The sequence below is a fragment of the Rathayibacter sp. AY1A5 genome (genome assembly GCF_002930875.1).
In the GTDB taxonomy this organism is placed as follows: domain Bacteria; phylum Actinomycetota; class Actinomycetes; order Actinomycetales; family Microbacteriaceae; genus Rathayibacter.
Genome location: NZ_PSTM01000017.1, coordinates 36,683 through 51,060, shown reverse-complemented (window position 1 = coordinate 51,060; position 14,378 = coordinate 36,683). Strand labels below are relative to the sequence as shown.

Here is a 14,378-nt window from a genome sequence, read left to right as displayed (position 1 = left end):
CCGCATCGGATCGGAGGAGCTCCGCGTTGGGGCCTCTAGGCGAAGGGCGTCGGCACGATCCCGTAGGGGGCGAGGCCGACCGCGCCGCCGTCGGCGAGCGTGGTGACCCAGATGCCGTCGTGGTGCACGGCGACGGAGTGCTCCCAGTGGGCGGCCATGCTGCTGTCCTCGGTCGCGACCGTCCACTCGTCCTCGCGGACGAAGGTGTCGGCGCTGCCCGCGGTGACCATCGGCTCGATCGCGACGACGAGTCCCGGCTTCACCTCGGGGCCGCGCTGGCGCACCCGGTAGTTGAAGACCGGCGGAGCCTCGTGCATGGTGCGCCCGATGCCGTGGCCGATGTAGTCGGTGAGGATGCCGTAGACGCGGCCCGAGCGCTCGGCCTCGTCCTCGATGTACTCCTCGATCGCCGCGCCGACCTCGTTGAGGTGTCGGGCGGAGGCGAGGGCGGCGATCCCCCGCCACAGGGATCCCTCGGTCACCCGCGAGAGCTCGGCGCGTGCCGCGACCTCCTCCGGGCGGGAGGGATCGGGCAGGACCACCGTCATCGCGGAGTCGCCGTTCCAGCCGTCGATCTCGGCGCCGCTGTCGATGGAGACCAGGTCGCCCGGCTCGAGCACGCGCCCGCCGGGGATGCCGTGGACCACCTCGTCGTTGACCGAGGCGCAGATCGTGTGCCGGTAGCCCGGGACGAGCTGGAAGTTCGACTGGCCGCCGAGTGCGACGATCGCCGACTCGGCGATCGCGTCGAGCTCGAGCGTGGTGACGCCCGGGCGGATCGCCGCGCGGACCGCATCGAGCGAGGCGGCCGTGGCGAGGCCCGGAGCGAGCATCGACCGCAGCTGCGCGGGCGTCTTGTAGAACGAGGAGCGGAACGCCACGGCTCAGGCGGCCGGGGTGTCGAGGCGGCCCACGCGGTGGCCCTCGAGGGCGACGACGATCCGCTCGGTCACCTCGTCGACCGGCCCGAGGCCGTCGACCACGACCACGAGCCCGCGGGCCGCGTAGACGTCGATGAGCGGAGCGGTCTGCTCCTCGTAGAGCGCGAGTCGGCGCCGGATGACGTCCTCGGTGTCGTCGCTGCGCCCCTGCTCGAGCGAGCGCTTGAGCAGGCGGCCGACGACCTCGTCGGGATCGGCCGTCAGCTGGACGACCGCGTCGAGCCGGTTGTCGTCCGCGGCGAGGATGCGGTCGAGCTCGTCGACCTGCTCCGTGGTGCGCGGGTAGCCGTCGAGCAGGAACCCGGTCGACGCGTCCGCCTCCTGGAGGCGGTCGTGCACGATCGCGTTGGTCAGCTCGTCCGGCACGTAGCGCCCGTTGTCGAGGTAGGCCTTCGCCTGGAGACCGAGGTCGGTCTCGTTGGCGACGTTCGCGCGGAAGATGTCCCCGGTCGAGATGGCGGGCACCCGGAGGATGTCGCTCAGCCGAGCGGCCTGGGTCCCCTTGCCTGCGCCCGGAGGGCCGATCAGCAGGAGACGGAAGCCGATCGGATGCGACGTCATCGGAGGAGTCCTTCGTAGTGGCGCTGCTGCAGCTGGGAGTCGATCTGCTTCACCGTCTCCAGGCCGACTCCGACGATGATCAGGATGGACGTGCCGCCGAAGGGGAAGTTCTGGTTCGCACCGACCAGCGCGAGGGCCACGAGGGGCACGAGCGCGATGAGGCCGAGGTAGACCGACCCGGGCAGCGTCACCCGGGTGAGCACGTAGTTGAGGTACTCGGCGGTCGGGCGGCCGGCGCGGATGCCGGGGATGAAGCCGCCGTAGCGCTTCATGTTGTCGGCGACCTCGTCCGGGTTGAAGGTGATCGCGACGTAGAAGTAGGTGAAGCCCACGATCAGGAGGAAGTACAGCGCCATGTAGAGCGGGTGATCGCCCTTGGTGAGGTAGTTCGTGATCCAGGTGACCCAGACCGGGGCCTCCTGGCCAGCGGCGGGCTGGTTGAACTGCGCGATGAGCGCGGGCAGGTACAGCAGCGACGAGGCGAAGATGACGGGCACGACGCCGGCCATGTTGACCTTGATCGGGATGTAGGTGTTGTTGCCGCCGTAGGTGCGGCGGCCGACCATCCGCTTGGCGTACTGCACGGGGATCCGCCGCTGAGACTGCTCCACGAAGACCACGGCGACCACGAGCACGAGGCCCACGCCGAGGACGAGGAGGAAGGTCTCGAAGCCGCGCGACTGCGCGATCGACCACAGGGAGGTGGGGAACTGGGCGGCGATCGAGGTGAAGATCAGCAGCGACATGCCGTTGCCGATGCCGCGCTCGGTGATGAGCTCGCCCATCCACATGATGATCCCGGTGCCCGCGGTCATGGTGATGACCATGAGGAGGATGGAGTACCACTCGTCGGTGATGATGAGCGCCGAGCACTCCGGGACACCGGAGTTGCCGAAGAGGGCGCCCGAGCGGGCGACGGTGATCAGCGTCGTCGACTGGAGGACGCCGAGCGCGATGGTGAGGTACCGCGTGTACTGGGTGAGCTTGCCCTGACCGGACTGCCCCTCCTTGTACAGGGTCTCGAAGTGAGGGATGACCACGCGCAACAGCTGCACGATGATCGACGCCGTGATGTACGGCATGATCCCGAGCGCGAAGATCGACAGCTGGAGCAGTGCTCCACCGCTGAAGAGGTTCACGAGCTCGTAGAGACCCGAGGTGCCCTGGTTGCCGGCGAGACAGGCCTGCACGGCGCTGAAGTCGACGAACGGAGCAGGGATGAAGGATCCCAGCCGGAAGATCGCCACGATCGCGAGGGTGAAGCCGATCTTGCGGCGGAGGTCGGGGGTGCGGAAGATCCGCGCAACGGCGCCAAACACTACCTAAGGTCTCCTGCTCAATTCTGTGGTGCGGGATACAGGTCGAGCTTGCCACGCGCTCCCGGAGGGAGTCGGCGTGACAAGCTCGACCGACAAGCTGCTGGTGCTACTTGATGGATCCGCCCGCAGCGACGATCTTCTGCTCGGCAGAGCTGGAGACCTTGTCGACCGCGACGTTCAGCTTAACCGCAATGTCGCCGTCCCCGAGGACTTTGACCTTCTCGTTCTTGCGGACAGCACCCTTGGCGACCAGGTCGCCGATGGTGACGTCGCCGCCCTGGGGGTAGAGCTCCGCGAGAGCGGACAGGTTCACGACCTGGTACTCGACCCGGAACGGGTTCTTGAAGCCGCGCAGCTTCGGGGTGCGCATGTGCAGCGGCATCTGCCCACCCTCGAAGCCGACTCGCACCTGGTAGCGGGCCTTGGTGCCCTTGGTGCCGCGACCGGCGGTCTTTCCCTTGGAGCCCTCACCGCGACCCACGCGGGTCTTGGCCTTCTTGGCTCCGGCAGCGGGGCGGAGGTGGTGGACCTTGAGCACGTGCTCCTTGGTCGCCGGCGCCGCCGCGCCCTTCGTGGTGGTCGCCTGCGCGGGAGTCGTGGACTCCGCGGCGGCGGCCTTCTTCGTCTCAGCCATTAGTCAATCTCCTCGACCTTCACCAGGTGGGCGACGGTCTTCACGTATCCGCGGTTCTGGGCGTTGTCCTCGCGGACGACGCTCTGACCGATCTTCCTGAGGCCGAGCGAGCGCAGCGTGTCGCGCTGGTACTGCTTCTCGCTGACCTTCGACTTGATCTGGGTCACCTTGAGCTGGGCCATCAGGCACCTGCCTTCGCGTTGGACGCGGCGGCGAGGGCGTCGGCCTCGGCACGGACGAGACGTGCCGGCGCGACCTGGTCGAAGTCGAGACCACGACGAGCGGCGACGGCGCGCGGCTCCTCGAGCTGCTTCAGAGCCTCGACGGTCGCGTGGACGATGTTGATGGTGTTCGACGAGCCGAGCGACTTGCTCAGGACGTCGTGGATGCCGGCGCACTCGAGGACGGCGCGGACGGGACCGCCGGCGATGACACCGGTACCCGCGGCGGCGGGGCGCAGGAGCACCACACCGGCGGCGGCCTCACCCTGGACGGGGTGCGGGATGGTCGAGGCGACGCGGGGGACGCGGAAGAAGTTCTTCTTCGCCTCCTCGACGCCCTTGGAGATGGCGGTCGGGACCTCGCGGGCCTTGCCGTAGCCGACGCCCACCAGTCCGTTGCCGTCTCCGACGACCACGAGCGCGGTGAAGCTGAAGCGACGGCCGCCCTTGACGACCTTCGACACGCGGTTGATGGTCACGACGCGCTCGAGGAACTGGCTCTTCTCGGCGTCACGGCCACCGCGGTCGCGGCCACCCTGGTTGCGGTCGCGGCCGCCGCGGCGGGGTTCACGAGCCTCCTGCTGCGGCTGCGTGGACGCAGCGGTCTCGACGGGGGCCTCCGACACAGCGGCGACCTCGGGTTCCTTGTTCTCTGCGGCGCTCACAGGTTGAGCCCTGCCTCTCGTGCTCCATCGGCGATCGCGGCGACGCGACCGGCGTACTTGTTGCCTCCGCGGTCGAAGACGACCGCCTCGACACCGGCGTTCTTGGCGCGCTCGGCGACGAGCTCGCCGACCTTGCGGGCCTTGGCGGTCTTGTCGCCGTCGAACACGCGCAGGTCGGCCTCGAGGGTCGACGCCGACGCGAGGGTGCGGCCCTGAGCGTCGTCGACGACCTGCACGAAGACGTGGCGGGCCGAGCGGTTGACGACGAGGCGGGGGCGCTCGGCGGATCCGACGACCTTCTTGCGCAGACGGTCGTGACGACGACCGCGCGCAGCGGACTTGCTCTTTCCTCTGGTTCCGAGTCCCATGATCACTTACCGCTCTTTCCGGCCTTGCGGCGAACGACCTCGCCGGCGTAGCGCACGCCCTTGCCCTTGTAGGGCTCGGGCTTGCGGATCTTACGAATGTTGGCGGCCACCTCACCGACGGCCTGCTTCGAGATGCCGTGCACGGTGAGCTTGTTGTTGCCCTCGACCGTGAACGAGATGCCCGCGGGCGGGGTGACGACGACCGGGTGCGAGAAGCCGAGCGCGAACTCGATGTCCGAGCCCTTCGCCAGCACGCGGTAACCGGTTCCGACGACCTCGAGGCCCTTGGAGTAGCCCTGCGTGACACCGATGATGTCGTTCGCGATGAGCGTGCGGGTGAGGCCGTGGAGCGAGCGCGACTCGCGCTCGTCATCGGGACGCGAGACCAGCACCTGGCCGTTCTCGACGGACACCTGGATGGGGCTGGCGACCGAGACGGTCAGCTCGCCCTTGGGGCCCTTGACGGTCACGGCGGATCCGGCGACGGAGACGTCGACGCCCGCCGGGATCTCGATGGGGAGTCTTCCAATACGCGACATGAGGGGTTACCACACGTAGGCGAGGACTTCCCCACCCACGCCCTTCTTCTCGGCCTGGCGGTCGGTCAGGAGACCGCTCGAGGTGGACAGGATGGCGACGCCGAGGCCGCCGAGCACGGTGGGGATCTCGGCCGACTTCGCGTACACGCGGAGTCCGGGCTTCGAGACCCGCTTGATGCCGGCGATCGAGCGCTCGCGGTTCGGGCCGTACTTGAGGGAGATGGAGAGCGTCGTGCCGACGCGCGCCTCCTCGACCTTCCAGTCGGCGATGTAGCCCTCGGTCTTGAGGATCTCGGCGATGTTCGCCTTGAGCTTCGAGCCCGGGAGGGTGATGGAGTCGTGGTGCGCGGAGTTCGCGTTACGGATTCTGGTCAGCAGATCTGCGACCGGATCAGTCATGGTCATGGCTGATGGTGCCTTTCTCGCCTGGTTTCGGCACCCTTTACAAGAGTGACGACCTGTGGTGTGGGACGGCGCCGACGACGTCGACGCCCATGCGGCCGCGCGAACGCAGGCCAACGAGCCATGCTACATGGCCGAGGTCCTGCGGTCGAGGGCCGATCGTGCACGGGATCCGGGATCCCGCGTGGCGCCCGCCGCCGGCTCCGGACGGACCGGTCCGGCGGCGGACGCACGACGAGGCCGGAGGGCGGTTCTCACCGTCCCCCGGCCTCGAGGCTTGCTGCTTACGCGTTGTCCGACGACTTGAACGGGAAGCCGAGCTGCTTGAGCAGCGCGCGACCCTCGTCATCGGTCTTGGCGGTGGTCACGACGGTCACGTCGAAGCCGCGGACGCGGTCGATGCGGTCCTGGTCGATCTCGTGGAAGATCGACTGCTCCGTGATGCCGAAGGTGTAGTTGCCGTTGCCGTCGAACTGGCGGTCCGACAGCCCGCGGAAGTCGCGGATGCGGGGCAGCGCCACCGAGAGCAGGCGGTCCAGGAACTCCCAGGCGCGGTCGCCCCGGAGGGTGACGTGAGCGCCGATGGCCTGACCCTCGCGCAGCTTGAACTGCGCGATGGACTTGCGGGCCTTGGTGACCTGCGGCTTCTGACCGGTGATGGCGGTGAGGTCCTTGACCGCGCCGTCGATGATCTTGCCGTCGCGGGCGGCCTCACCGACACCGGTGTTGACGACGACCTTGACCAGGCCGGGGACCTGGTGGACGTTGCCGAAGCCGAACTGCTCCTTGAGAGCGGGGATGATGTCGGCCTGGTACTTGGCCTTGAGCCGCGGCTGAACCTTCGCAGCCACTGCGGTGGTGTCAGTCATTACAGTTCCTCACCCGACGCCTTCGCGTAGCGCACGCGAACGGTCTTGGTCACGCCGTCCTTGGTGACGGCCACGTTGCGGTGGCCGACCCGGGTCGGCTTCTTGGTCTTCGGGTCGACGAGCGCGACGTTGGAGATGTGGATCGAGGCCTCGACGGTCTCGATGCCGCCCTCCTTCGAGCCGCGCTGCGTCTGGCCGACGCGGACGTGCTTCTTGACGAAGTTCACGCCCTCGACGACGACGCGGTTGCGCTCGACCAGCACCTCGAGGACCTTGCCCTGCTTGCCGCGGTCTCCACCGCGGGCCTGGGTAGCGCCCGAGATGACCTGGACGAGGTCACCCTTCTTGATCTTGGCCATGACTAGATAACCTCCGGTGCCAGCGAGACGATCTTCATGAACTTCTTGTCGCGGAGCTCGCGACCGACCGGTCCGAAGATGCGGGTGCCACGGGGGTCCCCGTCGTTCTTGAGGATGACGGCGGCGTTCTCGTCGAACTTGATGTACGAGCCGTCGGCGCGACGGGTCTGCTTGATGGTGCGGACGATGACGGCCTTGACCACGTCGCCCTTCTTCACGTTGCCACCGGGGATCGCGTCCTTGACGGTGGCGACGATGATGTCACCGAGGCCCGCGTAGCGGCGGCCGGAGCCTCCGAGGACGCGGATGGTGAGGAGCATCTTGGCGCCGGTGTTGTCGGCGACCTTGACTCGGGATTCTTGCTGAAGCATGTGTCTCTCCTGCTAACTCAAGTAGGCCGCGGCCTACTTGGCCTTCTCGAGGATCTCGACCAGGCGCCAGCGCTTGGTGGCGCTGAGGGGACGGGTCTCGCTGATGACGACGGAGTCGCCGATGCCGGCGGAGTTCAGCTCGTCGTGGACCTTGACCTTGGACGTACGGCGGATGACCTTGCCGTACAGCGGGTGCTTCACCCGGTCCTCGACCTCGACGACGATGGTCTTGTCCATCTTGTCGCTGGTGACGTAGCCGCGACGGGTCTTGCGGTATCCGCGAGCGCCCGCCTCCTTCACGTCGTGGGCGGCCGACTCGTGGCCGGCGCTGTCATTGACGGTTGCCATTACTTGGCCTCCTCGTTCGACTCGGTCGCCTCGACCTCGGCCTTGGCGGCCTTCTTGGTCTTGGGCTTCTTCTCCGCCTTGGCCGGGGCCTCGACGGGTGCGGGGGTGGCGCGGATGCCCAGCTCGCGCTCACGGATGACCGTGTAGATGCGGGCGATGTCGCGCTTGACGGCACGCAGGCGGCCGTTGGTGTCCAGCTGACCGGTGGCCGACTGGAAGCGGAGGTTGAACAGCTCCTCCTTGGCCTTCTTCAGCTCGGTGACGAGACGCTCGTCCTCGTAGGTGTCGAGCTCGGCGGGGGCGAGCTCCTTGGATCCGATCGCCATTACGCGTCTCCCTCCTCGCGCTTGATGATGCGTGCCTTGAGGGGCAGCTTGTGGATGGCACGGGTCATGGCCTCACGAGCGAGCTGCTCGTCGACGCCGGCGACCTCGAAGAGGACGCGACCCGGCTTGACGTTCGCGACCCACCACTCCGGCGAGCCCTTACCGGAACCCATGCGGGTCTCGGCGGGCTTCTTGGTGAGCGGACGGTCGGGGTAGATGTTGATCCACACCTTTCCGCCACGCTTGATGTGACGCGTCATCGCGATACGAGCGGACTCGATCTGACGGTTGGTCACGTAGGCGGGGGTGAGGGCCTGGATGCCGAACTCACCGAACGACACCTTGGTGCCACCGGTGGCCTGGCCGGACCGGCCCGGGTGGTGCTGCTTGCGGTGCTTGACTCGACGCGGAATCAACATGGTTATGCCTCAACTCCTGCTGCGACGGGCGCCTCGCTCTGCTGGCGGGGTGCACGGCGCGGACGGTCGCTGCGCTCGGGGCGCGACGACTTGCTGTTCGCCTGCTCGCGGGCGAGCTCCTTGTTGGTGATGTCGCCCTTGTAGATCCAGACCTTCACGCCGATGCGGCCGAAGGTGGTCTTCGCCTCGTAGAAGCCGTAGTCGATGTTCGCGCGGAGGGTGTGCAGCGGCACGCGTCCCTCGCGGTAGAACTCCGAGCGGCTCATCTCGGCGCCGCCGAGGCGGCCGGAGACCTGGATGCGGACGCCCTTGGCGCCGGCGCGCTGAGCGCCCTGCAGGCCCTTGCGCATCGCGCGGCGGAAGGCCACGCGGGCGGAGAGCTGCTCGGCGATGCCCTGGGCGACCAGCTGAGCCTCGGCCTCGGGGTTCTTGACCTCGAGGATGTTCAGCTGGATCTGCTTGCCCGTGAGCTTCTCGAGGTCGGCGCGGATGCGCTCGGCCTCGGCGCCGCGGCGGCCGATCACGATGCCCGGGCGGGCGGTGTGGATGTCGACGCGGACCCGGTCACGGGTGCGCTCGATCTCGATGCGGGCGACGCCCGCACGGTCGAGCTGCGTGGCGAGGAGTCGGCGGATCTTGACGTCCTCGGCGAGGTAGTCGCTGTACCGCTGGCCCTTCTTGGTGCTGTCGGAGAACCAGCGCGACACGTGGTCGGTGGTGATTCCCAGACGGAAACCGTAGGGGTTTACTTTCTGACCCATTACTTGGTCCCCTCCTCAGGAGTGGCCAGCACGACGGTGATGTGGCTGGTGCGCTTGTTGATGCGGAAGGCACGACCCTGAGCACGGGGCTGGAATCGCTTGAGGGTGGTTCCCTCATCGACGAAGGCGCGGGACACGATCAGGTCCTGGTCGTCGAGGTACTCGTTCGAGGCATCGGCCTTGACGCGAGCGTTGGCCATCGCCGAGGCGACGAGCTTGTAGACGGGCTCGGACGCACCCTGCGGCGCGAACTTCAGGATGGCCAGTGCCTCCTGAGCCTGCTTCCCGCGGATCAGGTTCACGACACGGCGAGCCTTCTGGGGGGTGACGCGGATGTGTCGCACGCGTGCGATCGACTCCACCATTTCTCTCCTCCTTCTCGTCGCCGCGTCAGCGGCGACGGCCCTTCTTGTCGTCCTTCTCGTGACCGCGGAAGGTCCGAGTGGGGGCGAACTCGCCGAGCTTGTGGCCGACCATGGTCTCGGTCACGAACACGGGGATGTGCTTGCGACCGTCGTGGACCGCGATGGTGTGACCCAGCATCGCCGGGATGATCATCGAACGGCGCGACCAGGTCTTGATGACGTTCTTGTTGCCGGCTTCGTTGGCCGTGAACACCTTGCGGAGCAGGTGGTCGTCAACGAAGGGGCCCTTCTTGAGACTGCGAGGCATCTTCTACAACTCCTACTTGCGCTTCTTACCGGCGGTGCGGCGGCGAACGATGAGCTTGTCGCTCTCCTTGTTGGGGCGACGGGTGCGTCCCTCGGACTGACCCCACGGGCTGACCGGGTGGCGTCCACCGGAGGTCTTGCCCTCTCCACCACCGTGCGGGTGGTCGACCGGGTTCATCGCGACACCGCGGACGGTCGGGCGGACGCCCTTCCAGCGCATGCGGCCGGCCTTGCCCCAGTTGATGTTCGACTGCTCGGCGTTGCCGACCTCGCCGATCGTGGCGCGGCAGCGCGCATCGACGTTGCGGATCTCGCCCGACGGCAGGCGGAGCTGCGCGTAGGGGCCGTCCTTGGCGACGAGGCGGACCGAGGTGCCGGCCGAGCGGGCGAGCTTGGCGCCGCCTCCCGGCTTGATCTCGATGGCGTGGATGACCGTACCGGTCGGGATGTTGCGCAGCGGCAGGTTGTTGCCGGGCTTGATGTCGGCGCCGGCGCCCGACTCCACGACGTCGCCCTGCGAGAGCTTGTTCGGGGCCAGGATGTAGCGCTTGGTGCCGTCCACGAAGTGGAGCAGCGCGATGCGCGCCGTGCGGTTGGGGTCGTACTCGATGTGAGCGACCTTGGCGTTGACGCCGTCCTTGTCGTTGCGACGGAAGTCGATCAGACGGTACTGGCGCTTGTGGCCACCACCGATGTGACGCGTCGTGATGCGGCCGGAGTTGTTGCGGCCACCGGTCTTGGACAGCGGGCGCAGGAGCGACTTCTCAGGCGTCGAGCGGGTGATCTCGGCGAAGTCGGCAACGCTGGAGCCGCGGCGACCGGGGGTCGTGGGCTTGTACTTACGAATAGCCATTGTCTGTTTCCTCTACGCTTCTTCGGCTCAGCCGACGCTCGTGAAGATGTCGATGGAGCCGGACTTCAGCGTGACGATCGCGCGCTTGGTGTCCTTGCGCTTGCCGGTGCCGAACTTCGTGCGGCGGGTCTTGCCCTGGCGGTTCAGCGTGTTGATCGACGCGACCTCGACGCCGAAGATCTTCTCGATGGCGAGCTTGATCTCGGTCTTGTTCGAACGCGGGTCGACCACGAAGGTGTACTTGCCCTCGTCGATCAGGCCGTAGGACTTCTCCGAGACCACCGGGGAGATGATGACGTCGCGGGGGTCCTTGTTGAACGCGGCGGACTGGCTCATGCGTTCACCTCTTCCTTGTTGGACTCGACGCCCGACTTGGCCGCGATGAACGCGTCGAGCGCGCCCTTCGAGAACACGATGTCGTCGGAGACGAGCACGTCGTACGCGTTGAGCTGGTCGGCCGGCAGGATGTGCACGAACGGCACGTTGCGGAGCGAGAGCTCGGCGATGTAATCGTCGCGCTCGAGCACCACGAGGACGTTGCGCGACACCGAGAGGGCGTCGAGCAAGACGAGGACGTCCTTGGTCCGGGGGGTGTCACCGAGGGCGAGGGACTCGACCACGTGGATGCGGGCACCGCGGGCGCGGTCCGAGAGAGCACCGAGCAGAGCCGCGGCGATCATCTTCTTGGGGGTGCGCTGCGCGTAGCTGCGGGGGGTCGGTCCGTGGACCACGCCACCACCGGTCATGTGCGGGGCGCGGATCGAGCCCTGACGAGCGCGACCGGTTCCCTTCTGCTTGAACGGCTTGCGACCGGCTCCGGAGACCTCACCGCGGTTCTTCGTCTTGTGGGTTCCCTGGCGCGCCGCGGCGAGCTGGGCCACGACGACCTGGTGGATGAGGGGGATGTTGGTCTGGACGTCGAAGAGCGCGGCGGGGAGCTCGACCGAGCCCGCCTTCTGGCCCTTGACGTCGATGATGTCGACAGAGGTAGCCATGGAACTACGCTCCCTTCACGGCGTTGCGAACGAACACGAGGCGACCGCGGGCACCGGGGACGGCGCCCTTGACGAGCAGCAGGCCCTTCTCGGCGTCGACGGAGTGCACCTTGAGGTTGAGCACGGTGACGCGCTCGCCACCCATGCGACCGGCCATGCGCATGCCCTTGAAGACACGGCTGGGGGTCGAGGAGGCGCCGATGGAGCCGGGCTTGCGGTGGTTGCGGTGCGAACCGTGCGAAGCCGAGACGCCCTTGAAGTTGTGGCGCTTCATGACACCGGCGAAGCCCTTGCCCTTGCTGGTGCCGACGACGTCGACCTTGGTGCCGGCCTCGAAGACGGCGTCCACGGTCAGCTCCTGGCCTGCCGAGTAATCGGCGGCGTCGGAGGTGCGGACCTCGGTGAGGTGGCGGCGGGGGGTGACGCCCGCGGCGTCGAAGTGACCGGCGGCGGGCTTGTTCACCTTGCGCGGGTCGATCGCACCGGCGGCGAGCTGGACGGCGGTGTAGCCGTCCTTCTCCTCCGTGCGGACCTGGGTCACGACGTTGGGGCTGATCTCGATGACGGTGACCGGCACGAGCTTGTTGTTCTCGTCCCAGACCTGGGTCATTCCGAGCTTGGTGCCGAGGAGGCCCTTGCTGGTCTTCAGCGTGGGGGAAACAGTGACAGACATGGTGGCACTCCTCCTTAGAGCTTGATCTCGATGTTGACGTCGGCCGGCAGGTCGAGGCGCATGAGCGAGTCGACGGCCTTGGGCGTCGGGTCGATGATGTCGATGAGGCGCTTGTGGGTGCGCATCTCGAAGTGCTCGCGGCTGTCCTTGTACTTGTGGGGAGAACGGATCACGCAGACCACGTTCTTCTCGGTCGGCAGCGGCACGGGGCCGACCACCGTTGCACCGGCACGGGTGACCGTGTCGACGATCTTGCGCGCCGACGTGTCGATGACCTCGTGGTCGTACGACTTCAGTCGGATGCGGATCTTCTGTCCCGCCATGTGTGATCTCTCACTCTCTTGTTATTGCGTCGTACGCGACTCCCCCGGCCGGAGCCGGACTCGTCTCGCATTGGACGCGCTCGCGAAGGAACTCCGGTGACCCGGAAAAGTGCAACCAGTGTTCTTCTGTCAAAAGCACCGCACCCTCGGAGCGCTCCGATCGGCGTGCAGAACGCACGACGCACGGAGAACCCGTTGAGATGTCGGTTGTTGTCGTTCTGCTACCCGCCGCCTCGACGTCGCACCCGCGCGGCCGCCCTCTCGGGTCGAGCCTCCGCGATGCCGTCTCGGCACTGCCTGGCAGTGTCCCCCTCCGAGCAGCACGCCGCCCGAGAGGAAATTTTGAACTAGAAGAGTCTCCCACAGATGCCCCACCCCTGCAACCCGGGCGTGTCGCGCCGGAGGGCTCCTCCGCGAGCACGTCGTGACGGCCCTGGGGAGCCGGTCGCTCCGAGCAGCAGCGCGGGTCGGAGCGCCTCCCCCGCTACTCGAAGAGCAGCGCCCGGACGGCGGTCTCGGCCGACGCGGGGCGCGACGCGTCGATGGTCTCGCCGGCGCGGAAGTGGTCGAGCAGCCGCGGGTCGACGTAGCTGGCGCGGGCGACCGTCGGCGTGTTCCCGAGCACGTCCGAGGCGTCGCGCATCGCCTGGGCGATCGCGGAGTTCCGAGCGCGCTGCGTGGCCTGCGGGCCCGACTTCGCCAGGCTCAGCGCGGCCGCGACCGTGCCGTGCAGAGTGCGGAAGTCCTTCGCCGTGAAGTCGTCGCCGGCGCGCTCGCGCACGTAGTCGTTGATCTCGGGCGCCGAGATCGGCCGCCACTCCCGCCCGTCCTTCCAGGCGAGCAGGCGGGCGTTCGGCCCGCGACGCTTGAGAGCACGGACGACGCGCGAGAGGTCGTGGTCGAGGATCTCGCTCGTCCACGCCTGATGGCTCTTCCCGGGGAAGGCGAGGGCGACCCGGTCCCCGTGGGTCGTGGCGTGCGCGCACAGGAGCGTCGAGAGGCCGATGCTGCCGTGCTCCTTCGCGTACCTCTCGCTGCCGACGCGGAGCGATCCGGTGTCGAGCATCCGGAAGGCGGTGGCCAGCGCGCGCTCGCGGCTGGGTCCGCCCGAGCGGAGGGCGATGGTCACGGCCCGGCGCGCCCCGGGCAGGGCCTCCGCGAGCCGCAGCGCCCGGTCGAACTTGATCCGGTCCTTCTGCTCGCGCCAGGTCGGATGGTAGATGTACTGGCGGCGGCCGGCGGAGTCGACGCCGGTGGCCTGGATGTGCCCGTTGGGATACGGGGCGATCCAGACGTCCGCCCAGGCCAGCGGGATGCCGAGATGGTCGAACCGCGCGCGCAGCTCCTTGTCGGCGACGGTCGCGCCCTTCGGGTCGCGGTAGCTGAAGCCGGAGCCCGCGCGCACCCGGGTGTAGCCGCGCCCGCTCGAATCGGTCCTGCGGAGTCGTTGCGCGCGAGTGTCAGCCATCGATCCGACGATAGGACGGCGGATCCGAGGCCCGCACCCGCTTGACGGCAGGGAGGAGCAGTCGGACGGCAGCCGCTACTCGTTGCCGATCCGCTTGTCGGCCTGGCGCTTCAGGTCCTCGATGCGGTCGTCGTACTTGCCGTTGGTGAGGCGGCTGGCGATCTCGCCCGCCTTCTCGAGGGTCTGGTCGGAGACCTGCTCGGCCTTCTCGCTCCGCAGCGCGTCCTGGGCCTTCCGGCTGTTGAGCAGTTCGCCGGCCTGGCGTCCGAGCTTCCCGAGATCCACGATGATG

At 67.9% G+C, this 14,378-nt stretch carries 25 protein-coding genes; all 25 read right to left on the bottom strand.

From position 1 onward, the window contains the following. Positions 1-35: 35 nt before the first annotated feature. Entirely contained in the window at positions 36-881 is an 846-nt protein-coding gene (gene map, locus C5B98_RS12390) for a type I methionyl aminopeptidase (RefSeq protein ID WP_104327878.1), read from the bottom strand. Positions 882-884: 3 nt separating this feature from the next. Beyond that, a complete protein-coding gene (locus C5B98_RS12385; RefSeq protein ID WP_181065530.1) occupies positions 885-1,502 on the bottom strand; it encodes an adenylate kinase in 618 nt (205 codons plus the stop codon). Further along, the gene (secY, locus tag C5B98_RS12380) at positions 1,499-2,821 is read right to left on the bottom strand and encodes a preprotein translocase subunit SecY (RefSeq protein WP_104224557.1); all 1,323 of its coding nucleotides are present in this window, start codon (positions 2,819-2,821) and stop codon (positions 1,499-1,501) included. Before secY ends, C5B98_RS12385 begins: the two co-directional genes overlap by 4 nt. 106 nt (positions 2,822-2,927) lie before the next feature. Further along, a complete protein-coding gene (rplO, locus tag C5B98_RS12375; RefSeq protein WP_104226755.1) occupies positions 2,928-3,455 on the bottom strand; it encodes a 50S ribosomal protein L15 in 528 nt (175 codons plus the stop codon). Further along, entirely contained in the window at positions 3,455-3,637 is a 183-nt protein-coding gene (gene rpmD / locus C5B98_RS12370) for a 50S ribosomal protein L30 (protein ID WP_181024623.1), read from the bottom strand. Before rpmD ends, rplO begins: the two co-directional genes overlap by 1 nt. After that, entirely contained in the window at positions 3,637-4,341 is a 705-nt protein-coding gene (rpsE, locus tag C5B98_RS12365; protein WP_104224559.1) for a 30S ribosomal protein S5, read from the bottom strand. The genes rpmD and rpsE overlap by 1 nt, the downstream gene beginning before the upstream one ends. Then, complete coding sequence (rplR, locus tag C5B98_RS12360) at positions 4,338-4,709, bottom strand: 50S ribosomal protein L18 (protein ID WP_056037296.1); 372 nt, start codon at positions 4,707-4,709, stop codon at positions 4,338-4,340. Before rplR ends, rpsE begins: the two co-directional genes overlap by 4 nt. A 2-nt stretch (positions 4,710-4,711) precedes the next feature. Then, complete coding sequence (gene rplF / locus C5B98_RS12355; RefSeq protein WP_104224560.1) at positions 4,712-5,248, bottom strand: 50S ribosomal protein L6; 537 nt, start codon at positions 5,246-5,248, stop codon at positions 4,712-4,714. A 6-nt stretch (positions 5,249-5,254) separates the two neighbouring features. After that, complete coding sequence (gene rpsH / locus C5B98_RS12350; RefSeq protein ID WP_068209423.1) at positions 5,255-5,653, bottom strand: 30S ribosomal protein S8; 399 nt, start codon at positions 5,651-5,653, stop codon at positions 5,255-5,257. 281 nt (positions 5,654-5,934) lie between these two features. Then, complete coding sequence (gene rplE, locus C5B98_RS12345; RefSeq protein ID WP_068209425.1) at positions 5,935-6,519, bottom strand: 50S ribosomal protein L5; 585 nt, start codon at positions 6,517-6,519, stop codon at positions 5,935-5,937. After that, positions 6,519-6,878 (bottom strand): 50S ribosomal protein L24, encoded by a 360-nt coding sequence (gene rplX / locus C5B98_RS12340; protein WP_104224561.1) that lies wholly within the window; start codon positions 6,876-6,878, stop codon positions 6,519-6,521. The genes rplE and rplX overlap by 1 nt, the downstream gene beginning before the upstream one ends. A gap of 2 nt (positions 6,879-6,880) precedes the next feature. After that, complete coding sequence (gene rplN / locus C5B98_RS12335; protein ID WP_104224562.1) at positions 6,881-7,249, bottom strand: 50S ribosomal protein L14; 369 nt, start codon at positions 7,247-7,249, stop codon at positions 6,881-6,883. Positions 7,250-7,282: 33 nt separating this feature from the next. Continuing rightward, the gene (gene rpsQ, locus C5B98_RS12330; protein WP_104224563.1) at positions 7,283-7,597 is read right to left on the bottom strand and encodes a 30S ribosomal protein S17; all 315 of its coding nucleotides are present in this window, start codon (positions 7,595-7,597) and stop codon (positions 7,283-7,285) included. Further along, positions 7,597-7,923 carry a 50S ribosomal protein L29 gene (rpmC, locus tag C5B98_RS12325; protein WP_104224564.1) on the bottom strand — a complete coding sequence of 109 codons (327 nt, stop codon included), beginning with the start codon at positions 7,921-7,923 and terminating at the stop codon, positions 7,597-7,599. The genes rpsQ and rpmC overlap by 1 nt, the downstream gene beginning before the upstream one ends. Beyond that, a complete protein-coding gene (gene rplP, locus C5B98_RS12320) occupies positions 7,923-8,342 on the bottom strand; it encodes a 50S ribosomal protein L16 (RefSeq protein WP_068209436.1) in 420 nt (139 codons plus the stop codon). Before rplP ends, rpmC begins: the two co-directional genes overlap by 1 nt. Positions 8,343-8,344: 2 nt before the next feature. Then, on the bottom strand, positions 8,345-9,103 hold the full coding sequence (gene rpsC, locus C5B98_RS12315; RefSeq protein ID WP_068209439.1) for a 30S ribosomal protein S3: 759 nt from the start codon (positions 9,101-9,103) through the stop codon (positions 8,345-8,347). Next, on the bottom strand, positions 9,103-9,468 hold the full coding sequence (gene rplV, locus C5B98_RS12310; protein ID WP_077221988.1) for a 50S ribosomal protein L22: 366 nt from the start codon (positions 9,466-9,468) through the stop codon (positions 9,103-9,105). Before rplV ends, rpsC begins: the two co-directional genes overlap by 1 nt. 25 nt (positions 9,469-9,493) lie before the next feature. After that, entirely contained in the window at positions 9,494-9,775 is a 282-nt protein-coding gene (gene rpsS / locus C5B98_RS12305; protein ID WP_055787078.1) for a 30S ribosomal protein S19, read from the bottom strand. Between the two features lie 12 nt (positions 9,776-9,787). Continuing rightward, entirely contained in the window at positions 9,788-10,627 is an 840-nt protein-coding gene (gene rplB, locus C5B98_RS12300) for a 50S ribosomal protein L2 (protein WP_068251462.1), read from the bottom strand. 27 nt (positions 10,628-10,654) lie between these two features. Then, positions 10,655-10,963, bottom strand: coding sequence for a 50S ribosomal protein L23 (gene rplW / locus C5B98_RS12295; protein WP_068209445.1), 309 nt, complete (start codon positions 10,961-10,963; stop codon positions 10,655-10,657). Then, on the bottom strand, positions 10,960-11,622 hold the full coding sequence (gene rplD, locus C5B98_RS12290; RefSeq protein ID WP_104224565.1) for a 50S ribosomal protein L4: 663 nt from the start codon (positions 11,620-11,622) through the stop codon (positions 10,960-10,962). Before rplD ends, rplW begins: the two co-directional genes overlap by 4 nt. 4 nt (positions 11,623-11,626) lie before the next feature. Beyond that, on the bottom strand, positions 11,627-12,295 hold the full coding sequence (rplC, locus tag C5B98_RS12285; protein ID WP_104224566.1) for a 50S ribosomal protein L3: 669 nt from the start codon (positions 12,293-12,295) through the stop codon (positions 11,627-11,629). A 14-nt stretch (positions 12,296-12,309) separates the two neighbouring features. Further along, a complete protein-coding gene (gene rpsJ / locus C5B98_RS12280; protein WP_005050520.1) occupies positions 12,310-12,618 on the bottom strand; it encodes a 30S ribosomal protein S10 in 309 nt (102 codons plus the stop codon). 484 nt (positions 12,619-13,102) lie between these two features. Continuing rightward, positions 13,103-14,086 (bottom strand): DNA topoisomerase IB, encoded by a 984-nt coding sequence (locus C5B98_RS12275; RefSeq protein ID WP_104327877.1) that lies wholly within the window; start codon positions 14,084-14,086, stop codon positions 13,103-13,105. A 75-nt stretch (positions 14,087-14,161) separates the two neighbouring features. Beyond that, entirely contained in the window at positions 14,162-14,371 is a 210-nt protein-coding gene (locus tag C5B98_RS12270; protein ID WP_159939075.1) for an antitoxin, read from the bottom strand. Between the last annotated feature and the right edge of the window lie 7 nt (positions 14,372-14,378).